The sequence below is a fragment of the Mangrovicoccus sp. HB161399 genome, from assembly GCF_013184745.1.
GTDB lineage: Bacteria > Pseudomonadota > Alphaproteobacteria > Rhodobacterales > Rhodobacteraceae > Mangrovicoccus.
Genome location: NZ_JAATVU010000007.1, coordinates 38,496 through 52,466, shown reverse-complemented (window position 1 = coordinate 52,466; position 13,971 = coordinate 38,496). Strand labels below are relative to the sequence as shown.

General features: G+C 66.5%; 16 protein-coding genes and 1 tRNA gene. 8 read left to right on the top strand and 9 right to left on the bottom strand.

Going from position 1 to position 13,971, the window contains the following annotated elements; all coding sequences use genetic code 11:
- The first annotated feature begins 166 nt into the window (after positions 1–166).
- The gene (locus HCC78_RS05475) at positions 167–2,422 is read left to right on the top strand and encodes an NADP-dependent malic enzyme (RefSeq protein WP_172327738.1); all 2,256 of its coding nucleotides are present in this window, start codon (positions 167–169) and stop codon (positions 2,420–2,422) included.
- A 491-nt stretch (positions 2,423–2,913) separates the two neighbouring features.
- The gene (locus HCC78_RS05470) at positions 2,914–3,795 is read left to right on the top strand and encodes a ribokinase (protein ID WP_172327737.1); all 882 of its coding nucleotides are present in this window, start codon (positions 2,914–2,916) and stop codon (positions 3,793–3,795) included.
- Here the strand turns inward: HCC78_RS05470 and HCC78_RS05465 are convergent.
- The 3 genes from HCC78_RS05465 to HCC78_RS05455 form a co-directional block, all read right to left on the bottom strand.
- Positions 3,792–4,238, bottom strand: coding sequence for a MarR family winged helix-turn-helix transcriptional regulator (locus HCC78_RS05465; protein ID WP_172327736.1), 447 nt, complete (start codon positions 4,236–4,238; stop codon positions 3,792–3,794). The genes HCC78_RS05470 and HCC78_RS05465 overlap by 4 nt on opposite strands.
- 264 nt (positions 4,239–4,502) lie before the next feature.
- Positions 4,503–4,760 (bottom strand): glutaredoxin 3, encoded by a 258-nt coding sequence (gene grxC / locus HCC78_RS05460; protein WP_172327735.1) that lies wholly within the window; start codon positions 4,758–4,760, stop codon positions 4,503–4,505.
- Positions 4,761–4,795: 35 nt separating this feature from the next.
- The gene (locus HCC78_RS05455; RefSeq protein ID WP_172327734.1) at positions 4,796–5,557 is read right to left on the bottom strand and encodes a ComF family protein; all 762 of its coding nucleotides are present in this window, start codon (positions 5,555–5,557) and stop codon (positions 4,796–4,798) included.
- On the opposite strand from HCC78_RS05455, the gene HCC78_RS05450 reads away from it, so the two are divergent.
- Together HCC78_RS05450 and hemH are read left to right on the top strand one after the other, a co-directional pair.
- Positions 5,556–6,380 (top strand): methyltransferase domain-containing protein, encoded by an 825-nt coding sequence (locus tag HCC78_RS05450; RefSeq protein ID WP_172327733.1) that lies wholly within the window; start codon positions 5,556–5,558, stop codon positions 6,378–6,380. The two genes, HCC78_RS05455 and HCC78_RS05450, sit on opposite strands and share 2 nt — an antisense overlap.
- A gap of 63 nt (positions 6,381–6,443) precedes the next feature.
- The gene (gene hemH, locus HCC78_RS05445; RefSeq protein WP_172327732.1) at positions 6,444–7,517 is read left to right on the top strand and encodes a ferrochelatase; all 1,074 of its coding nucleotides are present in this window, start codon (positions 6,444–6,446) and stop codon (positions 7,515–7,517) included.
- Between the two features lie 84 nt (positions 7,518–7,601).
- Here hemH and HCC78_RS05440 read toward each other — a convergent pair whose 3' ends face one another.
- Positions 7,602–7,784, bottom strand: a complete 183-nt coding sequence (locus HCC78_RS05440; protein WP_172327731.1) for a hypothetical protein — start codon at positions 7,782–7,784, stop codon at positions 7,602–7,604.
- 261 nt (positions 7,785–8,045) lie between these two features.
- Positions 8,046–8,630, bottom strand: coding sequence for a L,D-transpeptidase (locus tag HCC78_RS05435; RefSeq protein WP_172327730.1), 585 nt, complete (start codon positions 8,628–8,630; stop codon positions 8,046–8,048).
- Positions 8,631–8,784: 154 nt separating this feature from the next.
- Here HCC78_RS05435 and HCC78_RS05430 point away from each other — a divergent pair, with 154 nt between their 5' ends.
- On the top strand, positions 8,785–9,276 hold the full coding sequence (locus tag HCC78_RS05430) for a CAP domain-containing protein (protein ID WP_172327729.1): 492 nt from the start codon (positions 8,785–8,787) through the stop codon (positions 9,274–9,276).
- Between the two features lie 101 nt (positions 9,277–9,377).
- Here the strand turns inward: HCC78_RS05430 and HCC78_RS05425 are convergent, their stop codons facing one another.
- Positions 9,378–9,872 (bottom strand): murein L,D-transpeptidase family protein, encoded by a 495-nt coding sequence (locus HCC78_RS05425; RefSeq protein WP_172327728.1) that lies wholly within the window; start codon positions 9,870–9,872, stop codon positions 9,378–9,380.
- A gap of 117 nt (positions 9,873–9,989) precedes the next feature.
- Positions 9,990–11,003 carry a LacI family DNA-binding transcriptional regulator gene (locus HCC78_RS05420; RefSeq protein ID WP_371743782.1) on the bottom strand — a complete coding sequence of 338 codons (1,014 nt, stop codon included), beginning with the start codon at positions 11,001–11,003 and terminating at the stop codon, positions 9,990–9,992.
- A gap of 165 nt (positions 11,004–11,168) precedes the next feature.
- On the opposite strand from HCC78_RS05420, the gene HCC78_RS05415 reads away from it, so the two are divergent.
- Positions 11,169–11,245, top strand: a tRNA-Arg gene (locus HCC78_RS05415).
- 3 nt (positions 11,246–11,248) lie between these two features.
- Here the strand turns inward: HCC78_RS05415 and HCC78_RS05410 are convergent.
- Both HCC78_RS05410 and HCC78_RS05405 read right to left on the bottom strand, forming a co-directional pair.
- Positions 11,249–11,650, bottom strand: coding sequence for a HEAT repeat domain-containing protein (locus HCC78_RS05410; RefSeq protein ID WP_172327727.1), 402 nt, complete (start codon positions 11,648–11,650; stop codon positions 11,249–11,251).
- Between the two features lie 155 nt (positions 11,651–11,805).
- Entirely contained in the window at positions 11,806–13,032 is a 1,227-nt protein-coding gene (locus HCC78_RS05405) for an argininosuccinate synthase (protein WP_172327726.1), read from the bottom strand.
- 131 nt (positions 13,033–13,163) lie between these two features.
- Between HCC78_RS05405 and HCC78_RS05400 the strand changes: the two genes are divergently transcribed.
- Positions 13,164–13,592: a thioesterase family protein gene (locus tag HCC78_RS05400; RefSeq protein ID WP_172327725.1), complete on the top strand. Its 429-nt coding sequence runs from the start codon at positions 13,164–13,166 to the stop codon at positions 13,590–13,592.
- Between the two features lie 111 nt (positions 13,593–13,703).
- Positions 13,704–13,919, top strand: coding sequence for a hypothetical protein (locus tag HCC78_RS05395; protein WP_172327724.1), 216 nt, complete (start codon positions 13,704–13,706; stop codon positions 13,917–13,919).
- Positions 13,920–13,971 lie beyond the last annotated feature (52 nt).

Here is a 13,971-nt window from a genome sequence, read left to right as displayed (position 1 = left end):
GGAGCCCGAGGTATGACGGCGGCGGCTGCCGATTTCAACCGCCGAACCTAGCGGGCCGCACCTCTCAGTTTTTCATACCAAAACAGCGTCGTTCGGGCGCCTAGTGCCAGTTGAGGGCGTCCGCCAAAGGCCGTATTACGCGCTTTGACAAGAGGAGGCCCGTGCCATGTCCAAGACCAAGATCACCCGCGAAGAGGCTCTGGCCTTCCACCTGGAACCGTCCCCGGGCAAGCTGGACATTTCCGCCTCGGTGCCGATGAGCACGCAGCGCGACCTGTCGCTGGCCTATTCCCCGGGCGTGGCCGTGCCCTGCGAGGAAATCCACGCCAATCCCGAGACCGCCTACGACTACACGTCCAAGGGGAACATGGTCGCCGTGATCTCGAACGGCACCGCGGTGCTGGGCCTCGGCAACCTGGGCGCGCTGGCCTCCAAGCCGGTGATGGAAGGCAAGGCGGTGCTGTTCAAGCGCTTCGCCGACGTGAATTCCGTCGACATCGAGCTGGATACCGAGGATCCCGACGAGATCATCAAGGCCTGCCAGCTGATGGGGCCGACCTTCGGCGGGATCAACCTGGAGGATATCAAGGCGCCCGAGTGCTTCATCATCGAGCAGACGCTCAAGGAGACGATGGACATCCCCGTCTTCCATGACGACCAGCACGGCACGGCGGTGATCTGCGCGGCCGGCCTGATCAACGCGCTCTACCTCTCGGGCAAGAAGATCCAGGACTGCCGCATCGTGCTGAACGGCGCCGGCGCGGCGGGCATTGCCTGCCTGGAACTCCTCAAGACCATGGGCGCGCAGCACGACAACTGCATCATGTGCGACACCAAGGGCGTGATCTACCAGGGCCGCACCGAGGGCATGAACCAGTGGAAATCGGCGCACGCCGCCAACACGGATCTGCGCACGCTCGAAGAGGCGATGAAGGGCGCGGACGTGTTCCTGGGCGTTTCGGCCAAGGGCGCGGTGACCCCGGCGATGGTCGCCTCGATGGCCGACAACCCGGTGATCTTCGCCATGGCGAACCCCGACCCGGAAATCACGCCCGAGCAGGCCCACGAGGTCCGGCTCGACGCCATCGTCGCCACCGGCCGGTCGGACTATCCGAACCAGGTCAACAACGTGCTGGGCTTCCCCTACCTGTTCCGCGGCGCCCTCGACGTGCATGCCCGCGCGATCAACGACGAGATGAAGATCGCCTGTGCCCGCGCCCTGGCCGAGCTGGCGCGTGAGGACGTGCCGGACGAGGTGGCGGTCGCCTATGGCCGCAAGCTGAGCTTCGGGCGCGACTACATCATCCCGACGCCCTTCGACCCGCGGCTGATCCACGTGGTCCCGCCGGCCGTGGCCAAGGCGGCAATGGATACCGGCGTTGCCCGCCGCCCGATCGTCGACATGGAGGCCTACGAGCAGCGCCTGAAGGGCCGGATGGACCCGACCGCGCCGATCATCGAAGGCCTCTATGCCCGCTCGCGCAAGGCGCAGGCGCAGATGATCTTCGCCGAGGGCGACGATCCCCGGGTGCTGCGCGCGGCCGTCGCCTACCAGCGCGGCGGCCATGGCAAGGCGATCGTCGTCGGCCGCGAGGAAGACGTGAAGCTGAAGCTGGAGGCTGCGGGCCTCGGCGATGCGGTGCGCGAGCTTCGCGTCATGAACGCGGCCAACACGACCCATCTCGATGCCTACAAGAGCTTCCTCTACAAGAGGCTGCAGCGGAAGGGCTTCGACCATTCCGACGTGCACCGGATGGCGGCGCGCGACCGGCACGTGTTTTCGGCGCTGATGCTGGCGCATGGCCATGGCGATGCGCTGGTCACCGGCGCGACCCGGAAATCGGCGCATGTGCTCGACCAGATCGGCCATGTCTTCGACGTCTCCGCCAAGGACGGCGCGGTGGGCGTCACCGCGCTGCTGCACCGCGGGCGGGTGGTGCTGATCGCTGACACGCTGGTCCATGAATGGCCCGAAGCCGAAGATCTGGCCCATATCGCGATCAAGAGCGCCAAGGTTGCCCGCGGCCTCGGGCTGGAGCCCCGCGTCGCCTTCGTCAGCTTCTCGACCTTCGGGTATCCCGTCTCCGAGCGCGCCGAGAAGATGCACCAGGCGCCTGCCCTGCTGGACGAGATCGGCGTCGATTTCGAGTACGAGGGCGAGATGACGGCGGACGTGGCGCTGAACATGGAGCTGATGAAGGACTATCCCTTCTCGCGGCTGACCGCCCCGGCCAACATCCTGGTCGTCCCGGCCCGGCATTCGGCCTCCATCTCGGTCAAGATCATGCAGCAGCTGGCCGGCGCGACCGTGATCGGCCCGATCCTGACCGGGGTGCCGAAGCCGATCCAGATCTGCTCGAACAGTTCGACCGTGAACGACATCCTCAACATGGCGGTCCTGGCGGCGGCCCGACTGGGCTGATCGGCCTTGTCCCGCCGCTAGCCCCATGAAGGTCTCCTGAAATCGGATTGATTTCGGGAGACCTTTTTCCTGCGCATTCAGCGGCAAATTCGCCTTCGATCCGTTCGGATGTCAGTTCACGTCCCCCGGCCCGCTCATGCCGCTCGATGCGGAGGCTCGACATTCTCCATATCGATCTCGATGCAATCGGCGTTCCGCCCTCCGGCCACGTCATTGCCTCCCTCATCTGGAACTGTCTCGGCGGCATCATCCGCGAGGTCGCTGGCAGTCCCGGCGTGCCGGGACTTGCCGATATGGGGCATGAACTCCTGCCCGGTCCCGCCTGGTTGCTGCAAGATCAGGGCCGGGAACGCCCCGTTGGCCAATGCGTCGCCGGAGGACGGCTCCTCTTCCGCTGCTCCCGGGGCGGCCGCCCCCGGCGATGGCGGGTGCGCCCTTCCGGCCGGGGCTGAACGGCGCTAGTCTCCGGCCGGCAACCACGGGAGACGGACGTGACCATCTACAATCTGGGCTCGATCAACATCGACAAGGTGCTGCGCGTTCCGCATTTCCCGGCGCCGGGCGAGACACTCGCCGCTCTCGGCTACGCCGAGGGCCTTGGCGGCAAGGGCGCCAACCAGTCGGTGGCGGCGGCGCGGGCCGGCGCGGCGACCGTGCATCTGGGGGCGGTCGGTTCGAATGGCGGCGCCATGCTGCGCCTGCTGGAGGCGGACGGCATCGACCTGTCGCATGTCGCCCGGCTGGATCTGGCCACCGGCATGGCGCTGATCATGGTCGACGGGACCGGCGAGAACAGCATCGTCATCCTCCATGGCGCCAACACGGCCGTGCCGGAACATGCGGTGGCCGAGGCGCTGGCCGGGGCGGGACCGGGCGACACGCTGGTGCTGCAGAACGAAACCAACGGCCAGCTTCCGGCGGCGGTCGCGGCCCGGGAAAAGGGCATGCGCGTGGTCTATTCCGCGGCCCCCTTCGACGCGGAGGCAGTGGCGCCGCTGCTGCCGCATGTCTCGGTGCTGCTGCTCAACGAGGTCGAGGCGGCCCAGCTATCGGCGGCGACCGGCAAGGCGGTGACCGAACTCGGGGTGCCGCATGTGGTGGTGACACGGGGGGCTGCGGGCGCCGTCCTGCACGATGCCGCGGCGCGCACCGGAACCGCCTGCCCGTCGCCGCGGGTCGAGCCGGTCGACACGACCGGGGCCGGCGATACCTTCGCGGGCTATCTCGCCGCGTCGCTGGACCAGGGGCTGGGATGGGACGCGGCACTACGCCGGGCGCTGGCCGCGGCCGCGCTTTCGGTCACCCGTCCGGGGGCATCGGCCTCGATCCCCGCAGCCGAGGAGGTGGCGCAGTTCCTGCGACGGGCCGGCTAGCGCCCGCTTTCCAGGGTCTCGCGGAGTTCGCCGAGCAGGGCAAGGCACTGCGCGATGTCGCTGCGGGCGTATTTGCCCAGCGTCTCCTTCAGGCGCGGGTTGAGGTCGCCGACCACCTGGTCGAGCGTCATCTGCCCCTGCTCCGAGACCGAGACGAATTTCCGCCTCGCGTCCACCGTGTCGCCGCGCACGGTGATCTGGCCGTTGCGCTCGAGCCGGCCCAGGGTGTTGCTCATCGCGCCGCGGGTGACGTTGAAGCTGGCGGCCAGCCGGGCCGGCCCGATTTCGTTTCCGGACGCCGCCAGGTGCAGAAGCACGAGAAATTGCGACAGCTCCACACCCTCCGGCAACGTCTTGGAAATGCGGTTGCGCAGGAACTGGTCGAGAAGAAGGAGCTCGCTGAAGAGTTGAATTGCGAGCGGGGAAGGAGCCAGACTACTCATATTCGCCATCAAATAATACGGGCCCCAAACGGGCCTGTTACCGACATGTGGTTCAGTATTTAGTTAACGGAATAGATAGCAGAAAAAATCCCGCAGGGCGCGGTTTTTCGGATTTCCGGTTTGGATTCAGGTGTATTTCCGCCGGTTCGCGCAAAATCGCGACACCGGATCCCGATTGCAGGTCCATTCCGGGAAACTTCCCGGCCGGAACAGGGCCCTCCGGAAAGTTCTCGCGGGAAAGCTTTCTGGCGCCGCGTCGCCGGATCAGGAAGACAGAAGCGCGTCGAGCTTTCCGTCCCGGTCGAGCCGGAAGAGGTCGTCACAACCTCCGACATGTGTGGCGCCGATGAAAATCTGCGGGACCGTCGTCCGTCCAGAGGAGCGCTGGTTCATTTCCGGGCGCCGTTCGGGCTGGCGGGACAGGTCGATTTCCGAGAAGGTCACGCCCTTGGTCTTCAGCAGCCGCTTTGCGGCGTGGCAGTAGCCGCAGAGCGGCGTCGTGTAGATTTCTACCGGTTGCATGTCGACTGGTTCCTCGTACTGCGGACCGGCGCAGTCTAGGCATGTTGGACTGCGCGCGCCAGTACCAGCACGTTCACGATTGGCACGCCCGCGGCGGCAAGCTGGCGGGCGCAGAGCGACAGCGTGGCACCGGAGGTCATCACGTCATCGACCAGTAGCACGGGCCGGCCGGCCAGCCGCGCGCGGTGGCGCGGCGCGGCGGCGATCGCCCCCTCGAGGCTGGCTGCCCGCGCGGCATGTCCGTCGCCAGCCATCGGCGGCGTGGCGCGCGTCCGCAGCAGCGCGTCAGGCAGGTGCGGCAGGTTCAGCTCCCGCCCCAGAAGCCGGCCGAGGACAGCCGCCTGGTTGTAGCGGCGCCGGAGCAGCCGCCCGCGATGGACCGGAACCGGCACGATCAGCATGCCGGGTTCCAGCAGCGGGCCGGCCCGCGCCGCCATCCAGCGGGCGAAGCGCGGTCCCAGGTCAAGCCGGTCGCCATGCTTGAAGCCGAGCACGAGCCGGCGCGCCCCGCCGGAATAGTCCAGGACGGCCCTGCCCCGTGCCCATGGCCGCTCCAGCGCCCGGCAGGCATCGCAATGGACGCAGGTCCCGTCGTCCGGGCCGATCTGCGCGGTGCCGCAGAGATCGCAGACCAGTCCCAGGATGAAGGGCGTCTCGCGCCAGCAGCTGCCGCAGAGACCGTTGCCGTCGGCCATCAGCGCGCCGCAGCCTGGGCACTGCTCGGGGAAGACGAGCTGCCGTGCCGCTTTGAACGCGGCCGCCGCAAGCGATAGGTTGCGCGAAAGGAGAGTTTCCATGACCGATGCCCCCGTGCCGCTGACCGACCGTGCCGCGCTCCGCCGCGCCCGTTCCCGGATTGCCGGGCCGGACGCGCTGTTCCTGCATGCGCTGGCCCGCGACGGGATCGAGGAAAGGCTCGCCATGGTTAAAAGGACGTTAACCGACGCAGCCGTGGTGACCGGACATCCGCAGGCCTGGGAGGGACTCAGGCCCGGCGCTCGGATTGTCGAGGATGCCGAGCTCCTCGATCTCCAGCCGGGCTCCTGCGATCTGGTGGTGCATGCAATGGCGCTGCACTGGGCGGAGGATCCGGTCGGGCAGCTGGTGCAGTGCCGCCGCGCGCTGCGGCCCGACGGTCTGCTGCTGGCGGTGTTTCCGGGCGGACAGACGCTGGCGGAACTGCGGGCCGCGCTGGCCGAGGCGGAGGCCGCGGCGACCGGAGGACTGTCGCCGCGCGTGCTTCCGATGGGCGAAATCCGCCAGCTCGGAGCGCTGCTGCAGCGGGCCGGCCTCGCGCTGCCGGTGGCCGACGCCGAGCGCCACGACGTGCAGTACCGCTCAGCGCTGCACCTGATGCAGGACCTGCGGGCGATGGGAGAGACCAATGCGCTGGCGGCGCGGACGCGGCGCTTCACCCGCCGCGAGGTGCTGCTGGAGGCGGTGCGGCGCTATCCCGGCGCGGAAGATGGCGCTGTCCATGCCACGTTCGAGCTGATCACGCTCACCGGCTGGTGTCCGGACGTGTCCCAGCCGCAGCCGCTGCGGCCCGGATCGGCGGCGGCGCGGCTGGCAGATGTCCTCAATGTGAGCGAATCGCGGCTGCCGGGCGAGGGGAATTGACCTGACTCCGGGGGTCCCTATCTGGTAGGGGCTAGCTGGAACAACGCCGACGAGGAATGCACGATGCTGGACGCCAAGGCCGGAGGAGCCGCGCCCGCCGAACTGACCCCTGCCATGCCCGCCGACCATCCGCGGGTGCCCCGCGGAAAGATCGGCGTGCTGATCGCCAATCTCGGCACGCCGGACGGCACCGACTACTGGTCGATGCGGCGCTATCTCAGCGAATTCCTCTCGGACAAGCGCGTCATCGACTATCCGGCCTGGAAATGGCAGCCGCTCCTGCAGCTGATCATCCTGACCAAGCGGCCCTTCTCCTCCGGGGCGGCCTATCGCGGCATCTGGAATACCGAGGCCAATGAAAGTCCGCTGATGACCACCACCCGCGCGCAGGCGCAGAAGATCGCCGCGGAAATGAAGGCCCGGCACGGCGATGGCGTCATTGTCGATTTCTGCATGCGCTACGGCAATCCGTCGACGGAGTCGAAGGTGCGCGAGCTGGTCGACCAGGGCTGCGAGAAGATCCTGTTCTTCCCGCTCTACCCTCAATATGCCGGTGCGACCTCGGCCACGGCCAACGACCAGTTCTTCCGCGCGCTGATGAAGGAAACCTGGCAGCCCGCCGCGCGGATCGTGCCGCCCTATTTCGACGACCCGGCCTATATCGAGGCGCTGGCGCAGTCGGTGGAGCAGGCCTATTCCGGACTCGACACCCGGCCGGACGTGCTTGTCGCGTCCTATCACGGCGTGCCGAAGCGCTACCTGATGCAGGGCGACCCCTATCACTGCCAGTGCCAGAAGACCTCGCGCCTGCTGCGCGAACGGCTCGGCTGGGCCGAGACCGAGCTGGTCACGACTTTCCAGTCGCGCTTCGGTCCCGAGGAATGGCTGCAGCCCTACACGGTCGAAGAAGTCGCTCGGCTGGCCGAGGCGGGCAAGAAGCGGATAGCGGTGATCGCCCCGGCGTTTTCGGCGGATTGCGTCGAGACGCTGGAGGAGATCAACGAGGAGATCCGCGAAAGCTTCGAACATGCCGGCGGCGAGAGCTTCACCTACATTCCCTGCCTGAATGACGGGGAGGCGCATGTCGCGGCGCTGACCGGCGTGATCGAGCGGAACCTGCTGGGCTGGACCGGGTGATCCGGTCCGGTGGCAGTCTTGGAGGCAAATAAAAAGGTGGCCTGGACGGCCACCTCGATGTCTCTGTCGGCTCGGTGGCCGGAATTAGCCGTTGACTGCGACAGCAGCAACGACAGCCAGGAGCAGGACCGGGATGATCCATGCTGCGCCGGTGCCGCTGGTCTCTTCGACGATGACTTCCGGCTCAACGATCGGCTCTTCCAGGCCGCCTGCGAAAGAGGCAGAGGCAGCAACAGCCAGGGTAGCAGCGAGTGCGAACTTCTTCATGGTTAACCTCCAATGGTTGCCGCCCGGGTAGTGAATTGAGGTACGGACGACTGAGATGTCCTCGTGATCAACTCTTGCCGCGCAATTTCGTGAAACGCAACGGTGCGTTGAACCAGTTGGCCGGGTGATGCAAAAACGCATCAAAAACCGCATCTTCCGGGGCAAGGCAACCCGAAATAACACGGTCTCGTCGTAAAAGTTCCATCGAAGGCAGGAATCGGAGATTCTGCCTCCGGACGCGTCATCCGGGCGCGGGCGATGTCAGATCAGCAGCACCTGTGTCCCGACTTTCGCCATGTCGAAGAGCTGCGCGATGTCTTCGTTGTACAGCCCGATGCAGCCGTTGGAGGATTGGCGGCCGATCTTGCGCGTGTCGTGGGTGCCGTGGATGCGGTAGTATTTCCACGATAGGTAGAGCGCATGTGTCCCCAGGGGATTGTCCGGGCCGGGCCCGATGAAAGGCGGCCAGTCGGGATTGCGCTTCAGCATCGACGGGGTCGGCGCCCAGCTCGGTCCGACGACTTTCTGGGTCACAGAGGTCCGGCCCTTGCGGGTCATTTCCTCGGACAGTGGCACGCTGGTCGGAAATACGCGGGCGACCGATTCGTCCTCGGACCAGTAATGCAGGGTCCGGCTCTCGGTATCGACCAGGATGGCGCCATTGTTCAGCGAGCTGAAATGGTCGCGCCAGTCATGGGCGCGGAACAGCATGGTGACGCGGTTGACCGGTGCTTCGGGCTCGTCGGTGGCAGTCTGGGCAATGGCAGGCACGGCGAGGCTGCTCCCGAGCAGCGCGGCCGAGCCGAGGAAGCCGCGGCGGGACAGCTTCGAGCTGGAAAAAGTCATCGGCGTTCCTTCCGGAAGATTGGAAAAGACATGTCTGCCGCAAAGATATGGCTTCGATGCCGCATCGGCAAATCAAACCGGCGTAATAGTCTTGCCTTGGTTGATGCCTGTGACATCTCATCGGTATTCAGGGGCAGAAACTGGAGGGTGACCCATGTTGCGTGCGACGGCGGCCGGAATAGCGGCAGCGATCTGTCTATCCGGCTGTGACGGCGGGACCCGGGTTGCGGGCTCCTACAACCTGCGGGCGGGCGACATGTCGACCGTGCAGGAAAACATGCTGGAATCGGTGAATTTCATGCGCCAGTCGGCGGGAGCGGCGCCTCTGGGCCTAAGCCGCGAGATGTCGGCGGCGGCCAGGGAGCAGGCCGAGGACATTTCCCGCCAGCAGCGCGCCTGGGCCTGGGGGTCGGACTGGTCGAGCCCCTACCAGCGCCTGGCGCGGGCAGGCTATTCCGGCAAGCTGGTCGGCGAACTCTACTCGCAGTCCTTCGATACCGAGCTGGAGACCCTGACCGTCTGGCTGCAGGACAGGGACAAGGCCGCGCTGATCAAGGATCCCGATGCGACCGACATGGGCTTCGCCTTCCACCAGGATGCCAGCGGCATGACCTGGTGGGTGTTGAACCTGGGATCGCGGAACTAGCGGTCCCGTCCTGGGACGGGGTCCCCGGGAATCACCTTTCGCGGCGAAGCCGGAGCGGTCCGGCGGCGAAAGGTGATCCGGCACCGGGCGGGGACGCCCGGTCAGTAGGAGGTGATGTAGATCGGCGTGCCGTTCCGGACCATCGCGTAGATCTCCTCCATCTCCTTGTCCTTCACCGCGATGCAGCCGGCGGTCCAGTCCTTGCCATTGACCGGCTTGGAGGATTCGCCGTGGATGAAGATATCGCCGCCCGGATCGACGCCAAGCTCCTTGGAGCGCGCAACGTCGGCGCGGTTGGGGTAGGAAATCCCGAGCGACAGGTAGTAGCTGCTGTTCGGGTTGCGCCGGTCGATCAGGTAGAGGCCTTCGGGCGTGCGCCCGTCGCCCTTTGCGACCTTGTGGCCGACCGGGTTGAACCCCAGGCCGATTTCATAGGATTTCAGCACCTCGGCATCATGGAGCAGGTACAGCTTGCGCCGCTCCTTGGAGATGTAGATCTGCGTGACTTCCGGCCCGGAATAGGCCTGGAACTTGGTTCCGCCGCCCGCACAGGCCGACAGCGCCAGAAAGAGAATAAGGGAAACAACCCGGACCATGCTCTGCCTCGACTTGGGTTCCGATTTTTTGCCGACGATACCGTCAAAATCGCGCTAAACCAAGCGAGTCTCGCAGCCGGACCTCGCGGTCCGGCCAGTGATGCAGCGCTGCAGCGCTCAGGCGGGCTTCCGGATCGTGTCTCCGAGCGCGATCTCGGGGGTCAGCTCGATTTTCTGGCCGCCCGGCAGGCTGGGATCGGCAACCCGGTCCGAAATGATCTTTGCCGCGCGGCGGCCGATCTCGTTGCGGCAGGCATCCATGGTGGTCAGCAGCTTCGGCAGGCCCTTCAGCAGGTTGACGCCGTTGAAGCCCGCAAGCCCGAGCCGGCCCGGGACGTCGATGCCCTTTTCGAGGCACCAGAGCAGCCCCCCTGCCCCGATCATGTCATTGGAATAGTACAGGAAATCCAGATCCGGGCTGCGTTCCAGCATGGCCTGGGTCATCTCGCGCCCCTTCACGAAGCCCGAGCCGCCCTCGTAGAATTCATGGTCCTCGATTTCCAGTCCGGCCTTGGCCAGGATCTGGGTGAAGCCTTCGAAGCGCTTCCGCGCGCGGTGGTCCAGCGGCATCTTGGTGCCCATGAAGCCGATCCGCTTGTAGCCGGCCGCTACGATCGCCTCTCCCATCTGCCGGCCGGCCCGGCGGTGGGAGATGCCGACCATCGAGTCGATCGGCTCGCCGTCGGTGTCCATGATCTCGACGATCGGGATCCCGGCGGCGCGCATCATCGCCTTGGAGGCCTCGGTATGTTCCAGCCCGGCGATGATCACCCCGGAGGGCCGCCAGGACAGCATCTCGTACAGGACCTGCTCCTCGCGGTCGGGCTTGTAATGCGTCAGGCCGACCACGGCCTGCAGCTCGGTGCCGTCGAGCACCTCGGAAATGCCGGTCATCACCTCGGGGAAGACCATGTTCGACATCGACGGGATGATCACCGCGACCAGGTTCACGCGCTGCGAGGCCAGCGCTCCTGCGATGCGGTTCGGCACGTAGCCCAGCTTCTTGGCCGCAGCGAGGACCTTCTCGCGCGTCGCTTCGGAGACGTCGCCCCGGTTGCGCAGGACCCGGCTGACGGTCATCTCGCTGACGCCGCAGGCCTCGGACACGTCTCGGAGGGTCAAGGGTCGGATGGGCTGGGAAGGGGTTTCGGTGTTCACGGTGCCTCCCGGATGCTACGTCGCCATCGTAGCGCTGTTGGATTGCCGGGCACAAGGCGTCCTTGCCGGCCCGGTCACAAAGGTAAATGCCGCAGGGGCTTGAGTTGGGCGTCCCGATGGGGCAATCACGGGCTGCGTGGTCCCGTGGCTCAACTGGATAGAGCAGCCCCCTCCTAAGGGGCAGGTTACAGGTTCGAATCCTGTCGGGATCGCCACTCTCACGCCTCTCCGCCGCCGAATTTCGCATCCAGCGCATGCGCCGCGAGCGTCTGCACCGGGCCGGCCGGGTGCTCCAGCGCCAGCCGTGCCAGCGCGACCTCGACCCGCTCCACAGCGGGCATGGCGGCGAGCGTGCGGATTACCTCCACCGCCTGCCAGATGTCGTCGGGCTTGCCGAAGCACAGGTCCGCCAGCGGCAGCGCGGATTCGGACTGCGGCAGGTCGGCCAGCGCATAGACGGCTTTCAGCCGCTCGGAGCGCTGCGGGTGCCCGAGGCTGTGGATCAGCCGCTCGGTCTCGGACATCGCCCTGCCCCAGAACAGCACGGCGCAGCCGCAGGCCGGGCATTTCATGGCATCGGCATCGATCTGGTCGAAACAGTTGGGACAGTAGGTCTGCATCGGCACCGCGTCTGTTCGCTTGGGCCGGCGGAAACGCCGGATCGGTGCCAGTCTTGCATGGGCCGGGCGATCAGTTCCGCCGGGCAAACCGCCGCAGCGGCGGGTTTATCGCTAACGGGCGGCCGGGACGCGCGGAGCGTCCCGGCCGGGCCGAATCATTTCGCCAGGCGGCGCTTGCGCGCGGCCAGCAGCTTCAGGCGCAGCGCGTTGAGCTGGATGAAGCCCTGCGCGTCCTTCTGGTCGTAGGCGCCGGCATCGTCCTCGAATGTCACGTGCGCCTCGGAATAGAGCGACGCCTCCGACCAGCGGCCGACGGTGCGTGCAGCGCCCTTGTAGAGCATGACGCGGACGGTGCCCGAAACGAATTCCTGGCTCTTGTCGATCGCCGCCTGAAGCATCTCGCGCTCGGGGCTGAACCAGAAGCCGTTGTAGATCAGCTCGGCATAGCGCGGCATCAGGCTGTCCTTCAGGTGGCCTGCGCCGGAGTCGATGGTGATCTGCTCGATGCCGCGATGGGCCTCCAGCAGGATCGTGCCGCCGGGGGTTTCGTAGATGCCGCGGGACTTCATGCCGACGAAGCGGTTCTCGACGAAGTCGAGGCGGCCGATGCCGTGGACGCGGCCGAGCTCGTTGAGCTTGGTCAGGATCGTCGCCGGGCTCATCTCGACGCCGTCGATGGCGACTGCATCGCCCTTCTCGAAGGTGATCTCGATGTATTGCGGCGCGTCCGGCGCGGTCAGCGGACTTTCGGTGCGCTGGTAGACGTAGTCCGGCGCTTCCTCGGCCGGGTTCTCCAGGACCTTGCCCTCGGAAGAGGTGTGCAGCAGGTTCGCGTCGACCGAGAACGGCGCTTCGCCGCGCTTGTCCTTCGCGATCGGGATCTGGTTCTGCTCGGCGAATTCCAGCAGCTTGGTGCGCGAGGTCAGCGCCCACTCGCGCCAGGGCGCGATCACCTTGATCTCCGGGTTCAGCGCATAGGCCGAAAGCTCGAAGCGGACCTGGTCGTTGCCCTTGCCGGTGGCGCCGTGCGCGACGGCATCGGCGCCGGTCTCGGCGGCGATTTCGATCAGCCGCTTGGAGATCAGCGGACGGGCGATCGAGGTGCCGAGCAGGTAGAGACCCTCGTAGACCGCGTTGGCGCGGAACATCGGGAAGACGAAGTCGCGGACGAATTCCTCGCGGACATCCTCGATGAAGATGTTCTCGGGCTTGATCCCCAGCATCTCGGCCTTCTTGCGGGCCGGCTCGAGCTCTTCGCCCTGGCCGAGATCGGCGGTGAAGGTCACCACTTCGCAGCCGTACTCGGTCTGGAGCCATTTGAGGATGATGGAGGTATCAAGCCCGCCCGAATAGGCGAGCACGACCTTCTTGGGCGCGGTCATGGGGCAGTCTCCTGGTCAAACTTGCCGCGCAAATAGCGGGGAACGCACCAAGGGACAAGCAAATGCGGCGGAATTGGCTTTTCCGGGCGGACAGGGCTGGTATTCTCGCCGGAAAAGACGCGAGGACGGGCATGGGCGAGTTTCAGGAGCTTCTGCGCGGGGTGGTCCACCCCTGGCATCACGATCATTTCGGGCACATGAATGTCCGCCACTACGCGCCGTTCTTCGACGATGCTTCCTACCACCTGTGGACGGTGCTCGACATTTCCTACCGGGACATGATGGAGGCCCACGGCATCCACTGCGTCACCGCCCAGGCCACGACGAACTTCATCCGCGAGCTGTCTGCGGGCGACCTGATCCGGATCGACGGCGCGGTGACCCGCGTGGGATCGAAGTCGGTCAGCTTCCACCTGCGCATGTTCAACGCCGATACCGGGCTGCTGCACGCCACCTACGACATGGTGGAGGTGTTTTTCGATCCCGAAAGCCGCCGCTCCACCTTCATGCCGCCGGAAATCCGCGCCGAGCTGGAGGATGCGCTGGTCGAGATCGACTGATCCGGCAAATGGCCGGTTCCAGATGCGGGTTTGACATGACGCAAGGAACCGGCCGCCGCGGCGCGATAGACAGGATGCGCCGACAGAGGCTGATACCCGGAGGGTAGGACCATGACCGCAAGGCAGACCGACACCGAAGCCAGGACCAGGATGCTGGGCGCCGCATGCGCCGTCTCGGGGACCGCGCTCGTTCTCGGGCTCGCCGTTTCGGGATCGGTGCCGGTGCCGCTGGCCTTCCTGGGGCTCATGGGGCTTCTGCTGCCGGGGCTGCGCGGCCGCCAGCCGGTGCGCGAGCCCGTGCCGATCCCGGTCCGCAGCCGGCGCTGAGCCGGGACGGGCAGGGCGCGGCGATCCGCCCGGGCGCATGCCCGGGCTTGCC